Source organism: Corynebacterium sp. HMSC070E08, assembly GCF_001808895.1.
GTDB lineage: Bacteria > Actinomycetota > Actinomycetes > Mycobacteriales > Mycobacteriaceae > Corynebacterium > Corynebacterium hiratae.
This window is the reverse complement of record NZ_KV794751.1, coordinates 57,141-74,515: the sequence shown is the minus strand read 5'-3', so window position 1 is coordinate 74,515 and position 17,375 is coordinate 57,141. Positions and strand designations below refer to the sequence as shown.

The 17,375-nt window shown below is 63.8% G+C and carries 16 protein-coding genes; 3 read left to right on the top strand and 13 right to left on the bottom strand.

Annotated elements, in window-relative coordinates:
- Positions 1 to 106 precede the first annotated feature (106 nt).
- On the top strand, positions 107 to 1,357 hold the full coding sequence (locus HMPREF2526_RS05500) for a serine/threonine protein kinase (RefSeq protein ID WP_070546278.1): 1,251 nt from the start codon (positions 107 to 109) through the stop codon (positions 1,355 to 1,357).
- 9 nt (positions 1,358 to 1,366) lie between these two features.
- Here the strand turns inward: HMPREF2526_RS05500 and HMPREF2526_RS05495 are convergent, their stop codons facing one another.
- Positions 1,367 to 2,767, bottom strand: a complete 1,401-nt coding sequence (locus tag HMPREF2526_RS05495; protein ID WP_070515880.1) for an MDR family MFS transporter — start codon at positions 2,765 to 2,767, stop codon at positions 1,367 to 1,369.
- A gap of 270 nt (positions 2,768 to 3,037) precedes the next feature.
- Between HMPREF2526_RS05495 and HMPREF2526_RS05490 the strand changes: the two genes are divergently transcribed.
- A complete protein-coding gene (locus HMPREF2526_RS05490) occupies positions 3,038 to 3,379 on the top strand; it encodes a hypothetical protein (RefSeq protein WP_070546276.1) in 342 nt (113 codons plus the stop codon).
- A gap of 1 nt (position 3,380) precedes the next feature.
- Here HMPREF2526_RS05490 and HMPREF2526_RS05485 read toward each other — a convergent pair whose 3' ends face one another.
- Together HMPREF2526_RS05485 and lysS are read right to left on the bottom strand one after the other, a co-directional pair.
- Positions 3,381 to 4,319, bottom strand: coding sequence for a hypothetical protein (locus HMPREF2526_RS05485; protein ID WP_070546274.1), 939 nt, complete (start codon positions 4,317 to 4,319; stop codon positions 3,381 to 3,383).
- Positions 4,320 to 4,466: 147 nt separating this feature from the next.
- Positions 4,467 to 6,041: a lysine--tRNA ligase gene (lysS, locus tag HMPREF2526_RS05480; RefSeq protein WP_070546272.1), complete on the bottom strand. Its 1,575-nt coding sequence runs from the start codon at positions 6,039 to 6,041 to the stop codon at positions 4,467 to 4,469.
- A 170-nt stretch (positions 6,042 to 6,211) separates the two neighbouring features.
- Here lysS and HMPREF2526_RS05475 point away from each other — a divergent pair, with 170 nt between their 5' ends.
- A complete protein-coding gene (locus tag HMPREF2526_RS05475; RefSeq protein WP_070511113.1) occupies positions 6,212 to 8,308 on the top strand; it encodes a PhoX family protein in 2,097 nt (698 codons plus the stop codon).
- A 27-nt stretch (positions 8,309 to 8,335) separates the two neighbouring features.
- Here the strand turns inward: HMPREF2526_RS05475 and HMPREF2526_RS05470 are convergent, their stop codons facing one another.
- From HMPREF2526_RS05470 to ftsH, 10 genes are read right to left on the bottom strand one after another with little or no spacing between them, the layout of a single operon-like run.
- A complete protein-coding gene (locus HMPREF2526_RS05470; protein WP_070546270.1) occupies positions 8,336 to 9,283 on the bottom strand; it encodes a 2-dehydropantoate 2-reductase in 948 nt (315 codons plus the stop codon).
- Between the two features lie 39 nt (positions 9,284 to 9,322).
- The gene (locus tag HMPREF2526_RS05465) at positions 9,323 to 10,054 is read right to left on the bottom strand and encodes a pantoate--beta-alanine ligase (protein ID WP_046647273.1); all 732 of its coding nucleotides are present in this window, start codon (positions 10,052 to 10,054) and stop codon (positions 9,323 to 9,325) included.
- Between the two features lie 23 nt (positions 10,055 to 10,077).
- On the bottom strand, positions 10,078 to 10,755 hold the full coding sequence (locus HMPREF2526_RS05460) for a Rossmann-fold NAD(P)-binding domain-containing protein (RefSeq protein WP_052750503.1): 678 nt from the start codon (positions 10,753 to 10,755) through the stop codon (positions 10,078 to 10,080).
- Positions 10,756 to 12,036, bottom strand: coding sequence for a DUF6779 domain-containing protein (locus HMPREF2526_RS05455; RefSeq protein WP_070546311.1), 1,281 nt, complete (start codon positions 12,034 to 12,036; stop codon positions 10,756 to 10,758).
- Between the two features lie 5 nt (positions 12,037 to 12,041).
- A complete protein-coding gene (locus HMPREF2526_RS05450) occupies positions 12,042 to 12,515 on the bottom strand; it encodes a DUF3180 domain-containing protein (RefSeq protein WP_070511118.1) in 474 nt (157 codons plus the stop codon).
- Positions 12,515 to 12,988 carry a 2-amino-4-hydroxy-6-hydroxymethyldihydropteridine diphosphokinase gene (gene folK / locus HMPREF2526_RS05445; RefSeq protein ID WP_046647202.1) on the bottom strand — a complete coding sequence of 158 codons (474 nt, stop codon included), beginning with the start codon at positions 12,986 to 12,988 and terminating at the stop codon, positions 12,515 to 12,517. Before folK ends, HMPREF2526_RS05450 begins: the two co-directional genes overlap by 1 nt.
- The gene (gene folB, locus HMPREF2526_RS05440; protein WP_046647201.1) at positions 12,988 to 13,359 is read right to left on the bottom strand and encodes a dihydroneopterin aldolase; all 372 of its coding nucleotides are present in this window, start codon (positions 13,357 to 13,359) and stop codon (positions 12,988 to 12,990) included. Before folB ends, folK begins: the two co-directional genes overlap by 1 nt.
- 3 nt (positions 13,360 to 13,362) lie before the next feature.
- Positions 13,363 to 14,292, bottom strand: coding sequence for a dihydropteroate synthase (folP, locus tag HMPREF2526_RS05435; RefSeq protein WP_046647200.1), 930 nt, complete (start codon positions 14,290 to 14,292; stop codon positions 13,363 to 13,365).
- A gap of 5 nt (positions 14,293 to 14,297) precedes the next feature.
- Complete coding sequence (folE, locus tag HMPREF2526_RS05430; protein WP_046647199.1) at positions 14,298 to 14,888, bottom strand: GTP cyclohydrolase I FolE; 591 nt, start codon at positions 14,886 to 14,888, stop codon at positions 14,298 to 14,300.
- Entirely contained in the window at positions 14,878 to 17,325 is a 2,448-nt protein-coding gene (gene ftsH, locus HMPREF2526_RS05425) for an ATP-dependent zinc metalloprotease FtsH (RefSeq protein ID WP_070546268.1), read from the bottom strand. The genes folE and ftsH overlap by 11 nt, the downstream gene beginning before the upstream one ends.
- Between the last annotated feature and the right edge of the window lie 50 nt (positions 17,326 to 17,375).

The window sequence follows — 17,375 nt, the reverse complement described above, 5'->3', positions numbered from 1 at the left end:
CGTGGCGGGAGCGCTGTGTCACGCCCATGGACACGGTGTCGCCTTTAGAATGAGGAAGATTCTTATACCTCACCGTCGACCTCCTCCACGAAGGATTTCTCTCACCGTGACTACGCTTCCTGAATTTTTCACTACCCAGCACCGGCTGCGCGAGAAGGCTGTCTTGGACCAAGGGGCGGGCTCCTCGCTGTTTCTCGTGGAAGATCCCTCGCAGGACGAACTCCTCGTAGAAATTTATGGTCCGGAGCACCGCGGCGTGCTCCGCCAGTCCGGAATCGTTGGCCAGCTGCAGCACAGCGCCATTGCCCCTATCGTGGGTACGGGCACGATGAACAATGGTCAGGAGTTTTTTGTACGCCGCAGCCTGCCGGGCGAGCAGCTGTCGAAGTACACGTCGTCTGGCATCGGCGCCCATCACCTTTCCCAGGAGGAGGCTCTCGCCGTCTTTGCTCCCTTGGCCGACGCCACGGACTTCCTTATCCAGCAGGGCCGCGCTGGCTTTGCTCTCCGTGCGCTCAACCCGCGGCGCATCATCCTCACCGATAACCGCTCGAACGCCTTCTTCGCCTCAGTCGGCCCAGCCACCGCTACCGACGCCCCCACTGCCTCCGCGAAGGAGGTCATCGACCGCCTGGCCCAGCTCGTCTCCGCGGCCTACCCAGGCTTCCGCGCCGCGGCCGCCTACCCCTCAGCCGCCGCCGTTATCGACGCCGTGCGCAGCACACACGCGGACAGCCCGGGCCCGGGCGCGGCCCCGTGGCAGTCAGCTCCGCAACACACCGCCGCCCCGCAGGCGGAGTGGGCCGGGCCGCAGCAACCCCAGCAACCCCAGCAACCGCAACCTGGCTATGCTGCCGACCCCGCGGAGGAATCATCCACCACGCGCACCTCGAAGTCGAAAGGCAAGGTCTTTGCGGGCTTGGGCGTGGGTCTTCTTCTCCTGCTCCTGGTTGGTGGACTGCTGTGGTTCTTCCTAGGGCGGTCGGCGTGGTCCGACTCAGAACAGGCGCTTGCCGATGCCCACCCCGGGCTCATCAGCTCCCGCCCCGGCGACGAAGGCTTCAACGGCGCCACCTGCGAATCCCGTGATCCGGAAGACGGCCAGGAGGCCAAAATTACGTGCGTTGGTAACGGCGTGAGCTACTCCGTGGCGCGGTACGGGGACGCCGCCCAGCGCGAGGCCGCCGGCCCGACGCAGGGCGCGCAGGAACTATCCAACGGACGCTGCACCGTGTACAGCTACGACATTTCCGATTCCGAGCCGGTGTTCTACATGAGCGCCGAGGACTCCGCTGACGCCGTCCTCGTCTGGGGCGAGGACGCAGAGGACATCCGCCTCAACCTGCCGCTGTGTTAAACCGCGCACTTAATCCGCGCGCTTAAGCAGCGGTGCTATCACCGCAATGGCGATGCCGGCCACGCCGGCAAACAGGAAAGCCCAGTGCGTTCCCTGCGCCGTCGCCGCGGCCGGGCTTAGCCCAGCGGCAGCGCCAGCCAGGGTGCCGCGGGTGAGGAAGACAACGAGCAAAGCCGTTCCCGTCGCACCCGCCAACTGCTGGAAAGTGTTCATGATTGCCGAGCCGTGCGAGTAGAGCTTCTTCGGAAGCGAGGACAGCGCAGTGGTCATCAGCGGCGTCATCATCAAGCACATGCCGAGGGAGAAGATCACGTGCATACCCACGACCATCCACACGGCTGAGTTCTCACCCAAGGTGGCCATGAGCCACAGCCCGGCCACCATGAGCAGCGACCCGGGAATCATGAGCGGGCGCGGGCCATAGGAATCGAAGAGCCGGCCCACAATCGGAGAGAGGAAGGCTTGGAGGATGCCGCCCGGCATCACCGCCAACCCCGTGGCAAAGGCCGTAGCACCCAGTGTGGTTTGCAGATAGATGGGCAAGACCGTGACCATTCCCAGCATGAGCCCAAAGGACAGGAGGAGGATGATCACCGCGAGGGTGAAATTGCGCACACGGAAGGGACGCAGATCCATCAGGGCGCGATCCTCCAGCGCCAAGCGCTGCTGCCGACGGATGAATACGGCGAGCGCGATGACGCCCACCACGGTAACGGCGATGTCCACCCAGCCGTCACCCTGCAGGATCTTTTCCATCGAGGACAGGCCGTAGATCAAACCGCCAAACGCGAAGGCGGAAAGGACGACGGAGAGGCCGTCGAGCGGGGTATCACGGTTCTCCCCCACATTGTCCAAACGCCACAGCCCGGCGACGAGAATGAGGGCGATGAGCGGGACCATGGCCCAGAAGATAACGTGCCAGGTGAAGTGGTTGAGAATCGCTCCGCCGACGGTGGGGCCCAATGCCGGGGCCACGGAGATCACCACGGAAATGATGCCCATCACCGTGCCACGACGCTGCGCTGGGACCAGCGTCATGGCCACGGTCATAAGGGTAGGGATCATCAAAGCGGTTCCGCCAGCTTGAAGGACGCGGCCCACCAGCAGGATGAAGAAGCTCGGTGCGAGGGCCGCCACCACGGTTCCGGCCAGGAAGAGCCCCGCGGACGCAACGAAGATCTGGCGCGTCGTGAGCCTTTCCAGAAGGAAGCCGGTGGTCGGGATAACCACAGCCATGGTGAGCATGAATCCCGTCAACAACCACTGGGCACTCGTGGCAGGAATGGAGTAGTCCGCCATAATGGCTGGTAGCGCAACGGAGAGCGAGGTCTCGTTGAGAATCATGACCATCGCTCCCAGCACCAGGATGCTGAGGGTAGTTATTACCTTCGAAGGGATTTCAGCGGACATGCGGCCGGCTACACCTTTCAACTTTTCTATTTTGGGTCTTCAGCGCTGCTACTCACATCGTCAGCGCCCAAGAGACAACACGTGAGCGATTTAGTGTATTCCTCTGGTGGCCGGGGGTGCCACACGAGCCAAATGTGAACCCTCGTTGGGTGGCACTCCCCGGAATCTCAGCAGGCGCGCTAGGCCACACGGCAGTGTAAAGGTGACAGCGCCCTCCGTACTACTCAAAGCTCTAAAAGCTACTGCCTAAAGTTACAGAAAGGCCTCTGGATGCAGCGCGACCTCCTTGTCACTAACTCCGCTGGGGAACGCGCCGTCGTGCGCCCAGGTCAGCAGCTAGTGGCAGGCCGCGCGGGGGACTTCCCGCTGGCTCCTGATGACGCCTCCATGCACCGCCACTTCCTCCACTTCTGGCAGCAAGAGGACAACTGGATGGTGAGTAACGTGGGCAGCTTCCTCGCGGCGGAGTTATCCTCCCCACACATCCGCACGCACGGCCCCATCAGGCTGCCGCCGCAGGCTACCGCAGCCATCCCCAAGGGCACCTCGCTGCTGTGCTTCACGACGCCCAGCGGTTCCTACGAACTCACGCTGACGCGCGGCCAGCACTGATCTAGCGCTGCCCACCTTTCTCTGACACGAGTGCACGCGCGGCCGGGTCCAGGACGACGACTGCGCCACCGTCTTCGATGCTGCAGCCAAGCCACCGATAGTCGGGCTCGTCTGGCCAGCCGGGATCGGCGTTATAGGAGCAGCTGAAGCCATCTTCCATGAGGTACCCGCGGTTGCCTCCCTCCATCGGAGCGAAGTCATAGTTTTTGTAATAGTCAAGAACTTCCATTGCCCGCGCGCAATCCGTCCCGTTTTCTTTGGCATAGACATACTCGCCATTGCCGAGGTCCCCACAGATGGTTCCGGTCATAGCTTTCCCTTCCCCATCTGGCTGCGGTGGGAAGGTATCGGAGTAGTACTCACCATCGTCTTTCACTGTGAAGTGGTGGCCATCGATCTTGACCGTGAACTCATCCTCATTCACGGATTCAAACGTCACACCGTTCATCGTGACGGTGTTCCCTGCTTCTAGCGTGGTGGGTGCCGCGGCGTCTCCGCCCATTTTCACATTGGGATAAAAGCCCGCGTTCGCATCGAAGTTGACGGAGTTAGAAAGCCAGAACGGCTGCCCGGTCGCCGGGTACAGGGGCGGATCAGCGAACATTACGCTGCACCCGATCAAACCTTGATCTTCAGTGACTGTGCAGGCCACGCGATCGTTCGGGCTGCTCACTCCATACACCGTGGAGGTCGCGTGCCCCAAGTTGGTGGCGATGAAGTCTTCCTTATCTAATTCTTTAAGGCCCGAGTCACCTTCCTTGTCCTTCGCGGACGTCGGAGCCGGGCTCGCTTCCGTAGATTCAGTGTTATCGGCGGAAGTCTCGGCGGTGGAGGTCTTGTGGAATTGCGGCTCACCGCTGGTGGAATCCTCGGCAGCAGAACACGCTGCCGCTGTACAGGCGATTAGTGCGAGGGGCAGGGCATTCAGAAGCTTTGTCACACCTGCATTTTCCCATGGATTGGTCAATCCTGCGGCTAGCCGCAGCAACTTTCCCTCATTGGGGGCTGGAGGCGCAGCAATGAGAAAACCAGAAAACCCGCGCAGCCACCAGAGTGGCGGGCGCGGGCAGGTGGAGGCTAGGAGAAACTAGTGCTCCGGCTTCACGATCGGGAAGAGCACGGTCTCGCGGATGCCCAGGCCGGTCAGGGCCATGAGCAGGCGGTCCATGCCCATGCCAGCACCGGCTGTCGGCGGCATGCCCTGCTCCATGGCGGCGAGGAAGTCCTCATCCAGCACCATGGCTTCCTCATCACCGCCGGCGGCAAGGCGGGCCTGATCCTCAAAGCGCTCACGCTGGATGACGGGATCGATGAGCTCCGAATAGCCCGTGGCCAGCTCGAAGCCGCGCACGTACAGGTCCCACTTCTCCGTCACGCCCGGCTGGGAGCGGTGCTGGCGGGTCAGCGGGGAGGTTTCAACCGGGAAGTTCTTCACAAAGATCGGGCCCTCGAGCTGGTCTTCGCAGAGCACCTCCCAGATCTCTTCCACCAGCTTGCCGTGGCCCCAGCCGCCGTTCTTCGGGACGTCGAGCCCGATGACGTCGGCAATCGCCTTGAGCTCCTCGACGGTGGAGTCGATGGTCACCTCCGGCTGGCCCGGGAACTTGCGCTGCAGAGCCTCGTTGAGGGAGGGGTACATCTCAATCTCCGGCCACTCTTCGCCGCCGAGGTCGTACTCCGTGCCATCCGCCAAGGTCACGGTGGTGGAACCGAAGACTGCGCGGGCCACCGACTGGATGGACTCGCGAATGGTGCGAGCACAGTCGCTGTAGTCGCCCCATGCCTCGTAGGTCTCCAGCATGGCGAACTCCGGGGAGTGGGAGCGGTCAACGCCCTCGTTGCGGAAGTTGCGGTTGATTTCAAAGACGCGGTCAATGCCGCCGACGACAGCGCGCTTCAGGAAGAGCTCCGGAGCGATGCGCAGGTAGAGGTCGATGTCCAGGGCATTGGAGTGGGTTACGAACGGGCGGGCCGCCGCACCACCGTGGATGGTCTGCAGCATCGGGGTTTCGATCTCCACGAAGCCCTGATCCTCCAGGTAGTTGCGCAACGCACGCATGACCTTCACGCGGGTCATGGCATTCTTGCGGGCCTCCTCGCGCACGATGAGATCGTTGTAGCGCTGGCGCACGCGAGTTTCCTCGTTCATGTCAGCGAAGGAAACCGGAAGCGGGCGCAAGGACTTCGCCGCCATGGTCCACTCGGAAGCCATGACGGAGAGCTCGCCGCGGCGCGAAGCAATGACGCGGCCGCGTACGGAAATGAAATCACCCAGGTCAACGTCAGACTTCCACGCGGCGAGGCGCTCCTCCCCTACCTCCGCCAGCGACAGCATGGCCTGTACCTGGGTGCCATCACCATCCTGCAAGGTGGCAAAGCAGAGCTTGCCGGTATTACGCATGAAGATAAGGCGGCCGGCGATGGCTACCTCGACGTCAGTCTCCTCACCCGCGCTGAGGTAGGTGACGCCCTCTTCCGCGGCCGGCTCTTCGCCCTCTGCAACGACCTGGAACTGCTGGCGGAGATCCCGCAGGGAGATCGTGCGGTCCACGGTCACCGGATAAGGCTCGGTGCCGGACTCCAACAGTCGGGCGCGCTTCTCGCGGCGGATGCGCAGCTGCTCGGGGACGTCAGTAACTTCAGTATTCTTCTTCTCGCTCACGGTTGTCTAGGGTAGTCGATCCCCATACGCTGGCGCGATCCCGGTTCACAGAGTGTTCATCTAGCCGTTAGACAGTATCAACCGCGCGGCCATCTCAACCGTATTAACTCAGTGCGTCCGTTGCGACATCCCCGCGCAACCAACGAGTTCGATTTTTGGAGCATATTTTCATGACACTCAACGGCCGCAATCTCTTGGCTAACATGTTTACCTCTTCTCGTTCTTCTCTTACCTGCACCTACAAGTGCGGTAATGCCTGCTTCGGCGAGTGCGAGAACACCTCCGATAACCCTTACTTTGGTGACCAGTTCTCCCGCCGCACTGCTCTGCGCGCCGGTGGTCTGGCCGTCGTCGCCGTCGGTGGCTCCTCTGCGCTGGCTGCGTGTGCCGCGCCGGATGACAACGGGTCTGCGGCTGGCAGCTCCTCCAACAAGACCAGCGAGGTCAAGGGCTCTGACATCGAGCTCACCTCCGCCGAGGGCATGCACTTTGAAGCCGTGGAGGCCAACACCAAGGATGAGGTCGTCATCCCCAAGGGTTATGAGCAGTCCGTCCTGATTGCCTGGGGTGACCCGGTCATCGAGGGCGCGCCGGAATTCGACGTCAACAACCAGACTGCCGCGGATGCGGAGAAGCAGTTCGGCTTCAACAATGACTTCGCCGGCCTCATCGAGCACCCGGATGACAAGAACCGCATGATCTACATGTGCTCGCACGAGTACACCACCGAGCCGATGATGTTCCCGGACTACGACCCGGAGAACCCTACCGAGGAGCAGGTAAAGATCGGTTGGGCTGGCCACGGCCACACCATCCTCGAGGTCTCCAAGGTGAAGGGCTCCGGCGAACTCAAGCGCGAGTTCGGCCCGCTCAACCGCCGCATTACCGCTACCACCCCGTTCACCCTGGTGGGCCCCGCTAAGGGCACCGACCTGGTGAAGACCTCCGCCGACCCGAAGGGTGAGAAGGTCCTGGGCACCCTCAACAACTGCTCCGGTGGCGTGACCCCGTGGAACACCATGCTCTCTGGCGAAGAGAACTTCGACCAGTATTTCGCCGGTGGCGATGTCAAGGATGAGAAGGCCGCTGAATCCCTCAAGCGCTTCGGCATCGAGGAGGGCCCGTCCGAGCGTAAGTGGGAAAAGTACGATGACCGCTTCGACGTGACCAAGGAGCCGAACGAGCCGAACCGCTTTGGCTGGCTCGTGGAGATCAACCCGCTGGACCCGAAGTCCACCCCGATTAAGCACACCGCTGTGGGCCGCTTCAAGCACGAGGCCGGCAACATCCACATCACCAAGGATGGCACCGTGGTCTGCTACTCCGGCGATGACTCCCGCTTCGAGTACGTCTACAAGTTCGTCTCCTCCAAGAAGTACAAGGAGGGCGACCTGAAGCACAACATGACCATCCTGGACCACGGCACCCTGTACGTGGCCAAGATGGAGGGCAACTCCCCGGAGAAGGAAATCGACGGCTCCGGCGTCCTGCCGGAGGACGGTGCTTTCGACGGCACCGGTGAGTGGGTCAAGCTGCTGACCTCCGATACGGAGAACAACAAGTTCGAGTCCCACGTGGACGGCATGTCCGCCGAAGAAGTCGCCGTCTTTACCCGTGAGGCCGCCGATAAGGTGGGTGCCACCAAGATGGACCGCCCAGAGGACGTTGAGGTTCACCCGGAGACCGAGAAGGTCTACATCGCACTGACCAACAACAAGTACCGCGGCGCCACCGGTGAGAACGCCAAGAAGAACAAGGAAGACGCCAAGGAATGGGCTCCGGTCAAGGAGAACAAGAACGGCCTGGTCATGGAGCTCGAGGATGACCACGCCGGCGAGAAGTTCACCTGGAACCTCTTCCTGGTCTGTGGTGACCCGCGTGAGGCCAGCACCTACTTCGGTGGCTTTGATAAGGAGAAGGTCTCCCCGATTTCCTGCCCGGATAACCTGGCCTTCGACAACCACGGCAACCTGTGGATCTCCACTGACGGCAACGCGCTGGACTCTAACGACGGCCTCTACGCCGTGACCACCGAGGGCGAGACCCGCGGCGAGCTCAAGTGCTTCCTCACCGTCCCGGCGGGCGCGGAGACCTGTGGCCCGATCGTCGACGATGACCGCGTCATGGTCAACGTTCAGCACCCGGGCGAGTCTGATGACGCCACCTTCGACAACGCCACCTCCCACTGGCCTGATGGCGGTAAGTCCACCCCGCGCCCGGCCGTGGTTGTGGTGTGGAAGAAGGGCGGCAAGATCGGTACCGAATAAGGCACCGACGTTGCGTAGTGCGCACTCTTAGGCGGTGCGCAGCTGCGCCTCCAGCACCTCCTGTGCAAAGTCCCACAACGGGGTTGCAACGCCAGCCTTGACGCCCATGCGTCGGATCGCTCCGACCTGGGCGTCCAATTCATTCGGCAGTCCTTCCTTGATATCGCGCTGCATCGAAGACGTACTGTCCGGGTGCTGCTGGCGGGCAAATTCCATGGTCTGCTCCACCACGTTCTCTGGCAGCTCCACGCCGAGTGCGCGCCCGACGGCCTCGACTTCCCGCATGAATGCCTCGAGCTGGCCGGGGATTTCCTGGCAGAGGTAACCGATAGGTTTATCCACCAAGGCGCCCAAAGTGCCTGTCGGGGTGACGAACATGGCTTTCGACCAGACGTCGACAAGCGCGGCGTCGTGGAACTTGCTGGAAGCCCCCGCCTCTTTCAGCGCTGCCGACAGCTCCTCGCCCGTGCGGCGCAGTGACTCCGGCGCATCAGCACTCAGCGGACCAAAGGCCAAAGCCAAGGGCCCCGGGTTGCGCTTGATCTGCGCCGGCCCCAGACGCGTGGCGTAAACGCGAGCGACACCAGCGAGGATGTTTTCCTCCCCGAATTCCTCGGCCGCCAGGTACGGAATCTCTACTGAATTGTGCGTGGTCACCACCGGGATTCCCTGCAGGGCCTCGCGGTCCTCCGCGCTTCCAAAGGTCTCGTTGCCCGGCAGCGCCTTCGACGCGATAATCGCCACGTCCAATCCGCCCAAGAGTTCTTTGACCTCAGCAAAGGTGTGGGCAGCCGGGACCTTTATGACCTCGGTGGTGGTGGGTTCCGCGTGGGCGTCGATCAGCGTCACGCCCGTCTCCCCCAGCACCCGCAAGGTCTCACCGCGAGCGACGAAGGCGACGTCGTGGCCCGCTGCTTTCAGTTTTCCGCCAAAGTATCCGCCGATGGCGCCGGCTCCCAGAATTCCAATCTTCATGTCTCCAACCTAGCTGGTGGAGACCTGCGCCACAGACTTTTATCCGCGCTGTTCTAAGTTACGGAAGCCAATGCCCAACGGCACGCCCGCGTTATCGATGAGCCGCACGCCGCCAATGGTGGCGGCGATAAAGAGGCGGGCATCGCCCTCTGCTGGGGCTTCACCCAGGTCGCGTCCGCGCAGCTCCACGTACTCCGGCTCGACGCCCGCGGCGGCCAACACTTCACGTGCCACACGGACAACTTCCTCGGCTCCGGATTCCGCCGCGTACGCACCGGCGGTGAGTGCCGCTGACAAGGCGCTGGCTTGCTCACGGGCCTCCGGTGCGACGTCGGCATTGCGCAGGCTCATCACCACCCCATCGGGCATACGCACCGAGGGCACGCCCTGCACACGCGCCGCAATGTGGAGGTCCGTAAAGGCCTGCTGGGTGGCCACGAGCAGCTCGTAGTCCTTCTCCCCCATGAACACATCGCTGGGACCCAGCGCGCAGGTCAGCGCCACAATGCGGGTCAGCTCCGCGCTCACGTCCTCCATGCCGTGGTCGGGTGCAAGGACCCGCGTGCGCTGACTCTGCTGGTCGTAGCGCCACACCACATCAACCCCATCGAGGGAAGAGATGTCCGTCTCCGGGTCCACTGCCACGACCACGATGCCACCGCGCACGCGTTGTGCTGCCTGCACGAGTGCCAGGTGCCCGGCGTGAATATCGCGGCCGAGTGGCACCAGCACTACGCGCTTGCCGGTCTTGCGGTAGGCGCTGCCGACCATGCGGATGCGCTCGTTGTCCTCCACTAGGAGTTGCTCTGCCACGGCGCTTCCTTTCTTACTGCCCACAGTTCCAGTTCTTCCATGTTCTTCTTCTCACCCACCATGCGGGCGACGTCGCGGTAGTTGCGCGCCATGCCCAGCTCCACGGCGGCGGGGTAAGCATCGATGATGTCGCCAGCGTCAAGGTCGAAGGAACTGCCCATAAAATCTTCGATAATCCCCGCCTTAAGCGCCGCCCACGCGCTGAGTTCACCGAGCATCTCCGCGTAGTACAACCGCGCGGCTCGCTCGGCACGTTGTGCCGCCGGCACCGTTTCTGCAGTTTGGTGAATCTCCGAGAGCAGCAACCCAATGACGGTCTCCGCCACCTCATCGAGGGTGCCCACCGCGTAGGAGTCGCCCAGGGGAGCTGCGGCAATCGTCAGGCACCCGCGCGTTTCCAGCTCATCAAGGGCTTCCACCCCAGCCAGCAATGAGGTGTGGATGACGATTTGCTTGGGGCGCACGTGCTTTTCGACGTCCCCCACTGCCCCCTCCAGCTCCCTCGCCGTCGCGGCGAGAATCAGCGCATCGAAGCGGTCCAGCTGGGCGGGGTCCTCAAGCTTCTCAATGGTGTGGCCAGCCATCTCCAGACGGAGGGCGAAGTTAATGCCGGCTCGGGAATTACCCCAGACCGCCACTCGCATGCGCGGAGCAGACATCTACTTCTTCACGTCCTTGTTCTGCTGTTCTTTCCGGCGCTTGCTACGCGCCATGAGTTCAGCCACGGAGACCGCGCCCTCGCGGTGTTCATCGCTACGACGGCGGCCACGGGTGTCGGGCTGTGCGGTATCTGCTTCCGGCTTGCGGTGGCGGTGGTGCGGCTGCTGCGCGGGGCTAGCATCCTCCTTGACGTGCTGCGCACCCGCAGCACCCTGGTTCCACTGCACGGCCTGGAAGCTATCGGTCTTGAACTCCGGCGCCTTCTGCTGCGACCGAGTCTGGGGCTTCGACTGCTGCGGCTTCTGCTCGGTGCGCGCCTGCGGCTTCTCTGCCTTTGCCTGTGGCTTGTCATCCTTGGGCTGGGGCTTGTCGGCCTTTGGCTGAGGCTGAGGCTGCGGTGCTCCCATAGGGCGAAACGCCGGAGGACGGCCCTGCGACGGCTGCGGTGCGCCGAACGGGGATGGTGCCGGGCGGGTGCCCTGCTGATCCGCGGGCTGCTCCGCGGGTTTCGCGGCAGACTGCTCGGCTGGCTTCGGAGTGGGTTGCTGAGCAGGCTTCGCGGCTGGCTTCGCCGCCGGCTGCTGGGCGTTGGCACGGGCGTTATCCGCCAGCAGATTGTCCAGCGGGTTGCTCACCGGGTGGGTCGGCTGCGAGCCGAGGCGGCCTGCGACGGCGTCGGCAGACGGCGCGCCGCCGGACTTCTGGGTGAAGTTCACGTTGGGGGCATCGCCGCGCTCATCCACGCCAGCGCCGCCAGCCTTGCGCTCCAGCTCCTGGATGCGGCGAGCCTCCGCATACAGGGCGGCCGGCTCGTAGACCCACTCGCGCCCGGAGATCTCCTCGATCTGGGTGCGGATGGCTTCCAGCTCCGATCGGATCTCCGCCAGGACCTTGCTGTTATCCGCGCTCGAAGCACCGGAAGCGGTCAAGGTGGATGCGGCATGGGCGCGCTCCACCGCCAGAAGCTCCTTGGCCTCATGGGCCTGACGGCGATAGCGCACCACCAAGAAGAAGCCCAACACCGCGGCCCACAGGGCAGCCAGCAGGGCAATCTTCAGTGCGTTCGCCGAACCCGAAATCAACATGACCAGGCTGGCGATGACCGCGAGGATGACGAGGATGATAAGCCCAATAGAACCAGCATCCGTCTTCGAACCGTCCTGGGAAGACTCCGCCGTTGTCGGTGGCTGAGAGTCCGGCTGCGCAGAAAACTGGGTGGTCGGGCGATCATCCGGGGCCGACTCGTACTGGGGATCAGGGGCGTGGTGCGGGCTCGTCATGCCCACTAACTTACCGCTTGTGCCCCATCAGTTGGAGGTGGCACCTCGCAGTGTCGCTCCAACACCACTCCGGCAACACACATCGCGGCACCGCCCAGCGCCGAAGACACCACCCCGGCCAGGTCACCAGCCGCAGCGACGAGCTCACCGGCGCGCGGCACCACGTAGACCGCCATGCCAGCATAGGCCCCGCCCACGATGGCCCCGGTCCACGCCGAGGCTTTGCCGACAAGCAGGAATTGCGCGATGGTCATGGGATTGAGCTGCGAGTTATCCAGGCCGATACCGTGCTCGTCCTCCTTGGCACCGCGCACCTTGAGCGTCAACAGCACGCACACCAGCGCCATAGCCCACAGAGAAATCGATACGGTTGCCGGAATGGCCAGCATGGAGCCATAAAAGCGGGTGGTGAGGGTGGCAGCCGCCGCAGCCACGAAGAGGGCGGTGCCGACAAGCGCGCCAATCGACGTCCTCGTCATTACTCCCCCAGTTCCTTCACCGCAGCGACCTCGTCCTCATCGAGGTCGGCGATGAGCTCGCGCACCGGGGTGCCGTTGAGCTCCGCGTGCTCATCCGCGGCCAACCACGGCACGAGCACGAAGGCCCGCTCGTGAGCATAAGGATGCGGCAGAATAAGTTCCGGATCTTCGGAGGTCACGCCGTCTATCTGCACGACGTCCACGTCCAGGGTGCGAGGACCCCAGTGCCGCACCCGCACACGCTCAGCGGCCTCCTCCAGCTTCTGGCCACGGCGTAGCAGCTCCAGCGGGGTGCAGTCCACGTCCACGATGAGCACCGCGTTGAGGAATTCATCTTGGTCGGTCACGCCCCACGGCGGGGTGGCAAAGACTGGAGAGGCAGCGACGGTCTCCTCAGCAAACTCGTCAAAGACGGTCTGCAGCAGCGCGCAGCGGTCTTCCATGTTGGAGCCGATAGACAGCACGGCGCGCATTAGCCTGCCATCCTCTTTCGGGAGCGGCGGGCCACGACTGCCACGTCCGCGAAGGTGCGCGGGATGGGCGCCTTCGGCTTGTGGATGGTCACCTCGATGGCATGGAGAATCCCGAAGCGCTGCATCGCGGTCTCGGCGACCTCCTCAGCCACCGTCTCGATAAGGTCCCGGGAGGGGCCCTCGACGATGTCCGCGGCGACGTCGGCAAGCTCGGCGTAATTCACCGTGCGGGACAGGTCATCCCCGATTCCCGCGGTGTCCAACCAACAGGTGATATCCACGATGAAGGGCTGCCCCGTCTTCTTCTCTTCCTCGAAGACGCCGTGGTAGCCAAAGCACTCCAGGCCGGTGAGTTCAATGCGATCCGCCATGTTTTATGCCTTTCCCAAAGAAGTGGACACCACTGTTCCGCCGTCCGCGCCGTTGGCGTAGCTGCCGGAGGCATGCGCGCCGCCGGTGTAGGCCGCGCCCGCGTTCCAGGCCGCGGCGACATCCACGGCATCGCGCGAGACTTCCACCTCGTGCACGCGCACGCCCCACGCACCCATCTGCGCAGAGATGGCGGTGACGGCCGCGGTGGCCGGGTCCGCGAGCAGCGGGCTGGACTCGGCGCCGCGATCTTCCCGGATGGCGGCGAGGAAGCGCTTGCGGGACGCGCCCACCAACAGCGGGAACTCGCCCTGGAGGAACTCCGGCAGAGCCTTGAGCAAAGCCCAGTTATCCTGCGGGGACTTGGCAAAACCCAGGCCCGGATCCACGACGATATTGTCGTGGCTAACACCGGCCTGCAGGGCGTTATCAGCGAGCTTCGCCAGGGACTCGTGGACATCGCGCACCACATCCCCGCCATGGTCGGCCACACCGGCGGCCGAGCCGAACTGGACGGTGCGCCAGTGCATGAGGCAGACCGGCAGGCCGGTTTCGGCCATGGTGCGGTACATGTCCGGGTCGGCCGCACCACCGGAGACGTCATTGATCATGTCCACGCCGGCCTCCGCAGCGGCTTGAGCAACCGAGGCCCGCATCGTGTCCACCGAGGTCTTAATCCCCTCCTCGCGCAGCGCCTTGATGACGGGCACGACGCGGCGTTCTTCCTCCTCGGCAGCCACGCGCACCGCACCCGGGCGGGTGGACTCACCGCCGACATCGATCATGTCCGCGCCGCAGGCGACAAGGTGGCGGGCGTGGGTAAGTGCATCGTCGATGTTGATCCAGCGCCCGCCGTCGGAGAAGGAGTCCTCGGTGACATTGACGATGCCCATGACCAGCGTGCGGCCGGGAACGGTGAGATCACTGACTGCCATTGCTGCTAGCTCCTAATCAGGCTCATGACCTCCGCGCGGGAGGCCGCATTCTTCTTGAATCCGCCGCGCACCGCGGATGTCGTCGTGGTCGCCCCCGGCTTGCGGATACCGCGCATGGCCATGCACAGGTGCTCGCACTCGATGACGACGATGACGGACTGCGCGTGGAGGACCTCCACCAGCGCATCGGCGATCTGGCTGGTGAGGCGCTCCTGGACCTGCGGGCGCTTTGCGTACATGTCCGCCAGGCGAGCCAGCTTGGACAGGCCGGTGACGTGGCCGTCGGAGCCAGGGATATAGCCGATGTGCGCCGTGCCGTAGAAGGGCACGAGGTGGTGCTCGCAGGTGGAATAGATGGGGATATCGCGCACGAGGACGAGCTCTTGGTGCTCCTCGGCAAAGGTCTTGTGCAGGACCTCAGTCGGGTCCTGGTGGAGACCTGCGAAGACCTCGGCATAGGCGCGGGCCACGCGGGCCGGGGTCTCGCGCAGGCCCTCGCGGTCGGGGTCCTCGCCCACTGCGATGAGCAGCTCGCGGATGGCTGCTTCGGCGCGCTCGTGGTCGAAGTCGCGCTGCGCCGGGATGTTATCGCTCATTGGTGTCGCCATCCTTGTACGGGTTGTTGCGGTGTTCATGTTCTCCCCAGCCGGGAGCGCCCCAGGCGTGCTCCTCCGGCTTGGCGTGGCGGCCGCGGCGTTCCGGTTCGCGCGGTTGCGGCTGGGCTTCCGGCTGCGGTGCAGCGGCATTCGGCACACGCGGAATCTCTTGGGTGTCCTCGTGGTTAGGGCCGGCCTGTTCTGGGGCCACGGTCTCCTCTTGCGCCCCATCGCTGGCGGCCTCGTCTGCGCTGAGCTCGCGGCCGGTGGGCTCGGTGATATCGGACTCGCCGAAGAAGGTATTGCCCTTCTCCGGATCCACAAAGTCGCCTGCGTGCTGGCCAAAGCTGAAGCCGATCTCCTCGACCGGCGCCGCCGATGTCGCGGCGGCGCCATCGGCCTCCCCGCCGTTTTCCTTCGCGCGCTCGAGCTCCGCGTGGCGGCGCGCGCGGGCGGCACGGGAGGCGTCGAGAAGCGTCATGCGCTTCGGCAGCTCCTCACCGCGCTCCTGGGCAAGCTCCACCGGGGTCTTTACCGGCTCGCGGCCGGCCTGGCGCGGGAAGCGGGCGTCCTCGTTCGGGAAGACGTCGAAAGCCTCGCGCGGCTCAATGCCTTCGAAAATGCCCTCGAGGTCCGGGCGGCGCAGGGTTTCCTTCTCCAAGAGCATCTCGGCGAGCTTATCCAGGTAGTCGCGGTGCTCGGAAAGGATGTCATAGGCCTGCTGGTGCGCGCGGTCCAGCAGGTAGGCCATCTGCTCATCAATCTTGGCGGCCACGGCATCCGAATAGTCGATGGAGCCACCGCCGCCGGCGGCATAGGCGAAGGGATCGCCCTGCTCCTTGCCGTACTTGACGGTTCCCAAATCCGGGCTGAAGCCATACTCTGTGATCATGGAGCGCGCAATCTTGGTGGCGTGCTCAATATCCGAAGAAGCGCCGGTGGTGGGTGCTCCGAACACGAGTTCTTCCGCGGCGCGCCCGCCCATGGCGAAGACGAGGCGTGAGAACAACTCATCGCGGGTGTACATGCCCTTATCGTCTTCCTGCGCGGTCATGGCATGGCCGCCGGTGCGGCCGCGGGCCAAGATGGTCACCTTGTAGACGCGCTCGATATCCTTCAGCGCCCACGCGGACAGGGTGTGGCCGCCCTCGTGGTAGGCGGTGACCTTCTTCTCATGTTCGGAGATGATCTTGCCCTGGCGGCGCGGGCCGCCGACGACGCGGTCGGTGGCCTCCTCCAGCGCGTCATAGGTAATGACGTTGCCGCCGATGCGGGCGGTGAGCAGGGCAGCCTCGTTGAGCACGTTGGCCAGGTCCGCGCCGGACATACCGGCGGTGCGCTTGGCCAGCTGCGCCACATCCACTTCCTTAGCCAGCGGCTTGTCCTTGGCGTGCACGCGCAGGATTTGCTCGCGGCCGGCCAGGTCCGGGTTGGTCACCGGGATCTGGCGGTCGAAGCGTCCCGGGCGCAGAAGCGCAGGGTCCAGAATGTCGGGGCGGTTGGTGGCAGCGATGAGGATGACGCCTTCGCGGTCACCGAAGCCATCCATCTCCACGAGCAGCTGGTTCAGCGTCTGCTCGCGCTCATCATGGCCACCGCCGGTGCCGGAACCACGCTGGCGACCCACAGCGTCAATCTCATCGACGAAGATGATGCACGGGCTGTTCTGCTTGGCCTGCTTGAACAGGTCACGCACGCGGGAGGCACCCACGCCGACGAACATCTCCACGAAGTCGGAGCCGGAAATGGAATAGAAAGGCACGCCAGCCTCGCCCGCGACCGCGCGGGCCAGAAGGGTCTTACCCGTGCCGGGAGGGCCATAAAGCAGCACGCCGCGCGGGATCTTTGCGCCCAGCTCATGGTAGCGCTCCGGATCATCCAGGAAGTCCTTGATTTCCTGCAGCTCATCCACAGCTTCATCCGCGCCGGCCACATCCGCGAAGGTGTTGGTAGGCATGTCCTTGGTCAGCTCCTTCGCCTTGGAACCACCAATGCCGAACATGCCGCCCGCGCCCTGCTGCATGCGGGTCATCATCCAGAACAGCAGCGCGAAGAGAATCAGCATCGGCAGCAGGAAGCTGATCATGGAGCCAATGAAGGAATCCTGTGTGACCTTGGTCTGGTACTTATCCGCACCAGAATCCTTCACCGCGTTGAAGACCTGCTCGGAGGCGCGTGCCGGGTACTTGGCAATGACCTCCTCGATGCCCTCCTGCTCTTCGACCGTTACTGGTTCCTTGAGCTTGAGGCGCAGCTGCTGCTCGCGGTCATCGATCTGCGCTTCCTCAACGTTCTGATCCGCCAGCTGCTGCATGGCCACCGAGGTGTCAACCTGCTTGAAGCTGCGGGCATCGTTGCTAAAGAACGTAAAGGCGTACAGCAGAATGAGAACCAGGCCCGCGATCGAGCCATAGCGAATGATGTTCTTGTTTTTCATTAATTACCTTGCAAATTCGAGGCCTCATGCAAAAAGAGGGCAAGAAAAGA

What these genes read in the sequence shown, in the direction of transcription:
- HMPREF2526_RS05495 (WP_070515880.1), bottom strand. Translation starts at nt 2,767, where the DNA reads ATGTCCGCTGAAATCCCTTCGAAGGTAATAACTACCCTCAGCATCCTG.
- HMPREF2526_RS05490 (WP_070546276.1), top strand. Translation starts at nt 3,038, where the DNA reads ATGCAGCGCGACCTCCTTGTCACTAACTCCGCTGGGGAACGCGCCGTC.
- HMPREF2526_RS05475 (WP_070511113.1), top strand. Translation starts at nt 6,212, where the DNA reads ATGACACTCAACGGCCGCAATCTCTTGGCTAACATGTTTACCTCTTCT.
- HMPREF2526_RS05470 (WP_070546270.1), bottom strand. Translation starts at nt 9,283, where the DNA reads ATGAAGATTGGAATTCTGGGAGCCGGCGCCATCGGCGGATACTTTGGC.
- HMPREF2526_RS05465 (WP_046647273.1), bottom strand. Translation starts at nt 10,054, where the DNA reads ATGGTCGGCAGCGCCTACCGCAAGACCGGCAAGCGCGTAGTGCTGGTG.
- HMPREF2526_RS05460 (WP_052750503.1), bottom strand. Translation starts at nt 10,755, where the DNA reads ATGTCTGCTCCGCGCATGCGAGTGGCGGTCTGGGGTAATTCCCGAGCC.
- HMPREF2526_RS05455 (WP_070546311.1), bottom strand. Translation starts at nt 12,036, where the DNA reads ATGACGAGCCCGCACCACGCCCCTGATCCCCAGTACGAGTCGGCCCCG.
- HMPREF2526_RS05450 (WP_070511118.1), bottom strand. Translation starts at nt 12,515, where the DNA reads ATGACGAGGACGTCGATTGGCGCGCTTGTCGGCACCGCCCTCTTCGTG.
- folK (WP_046647202.1), bottom strand. Translation starts at nt 12,988, where the DNA reads ATGCGCGCCGTGCTGTCTATCGGCTCCAACATGGAAGACCGCTGCGCG.
- folB (WP_046647201.1), bottom strand. Translation starts at nt 13,359, where the DNA reads ATGGCGGATCGCATTGAACTCACCGGCCTGGAGTGCTTTGGCTACCAC.
- folP (WP_046647200.1), bottom strand. Translation starts at nt 14,292, where the DNA reads ATGGCAGTCAGTGATCTCACCGTTCCCGGCCGCACGCTGGTCATGGGC.
- folE (WP_046647199.1), bottom strand. Translation starts at nt 14,888, where the DNA reads ATGAGCGATAACATCCCGGCGCAGCGCGACTTCGACCACGAGCGCGCC.
- ftsH (WP_070546268.1), bottom strand. Translation starts at nt 17,325, where the DNA reads ATGAAAAACAAGAACATCATTCGCTATGGCTCGATCGCGGGCCTGGTT.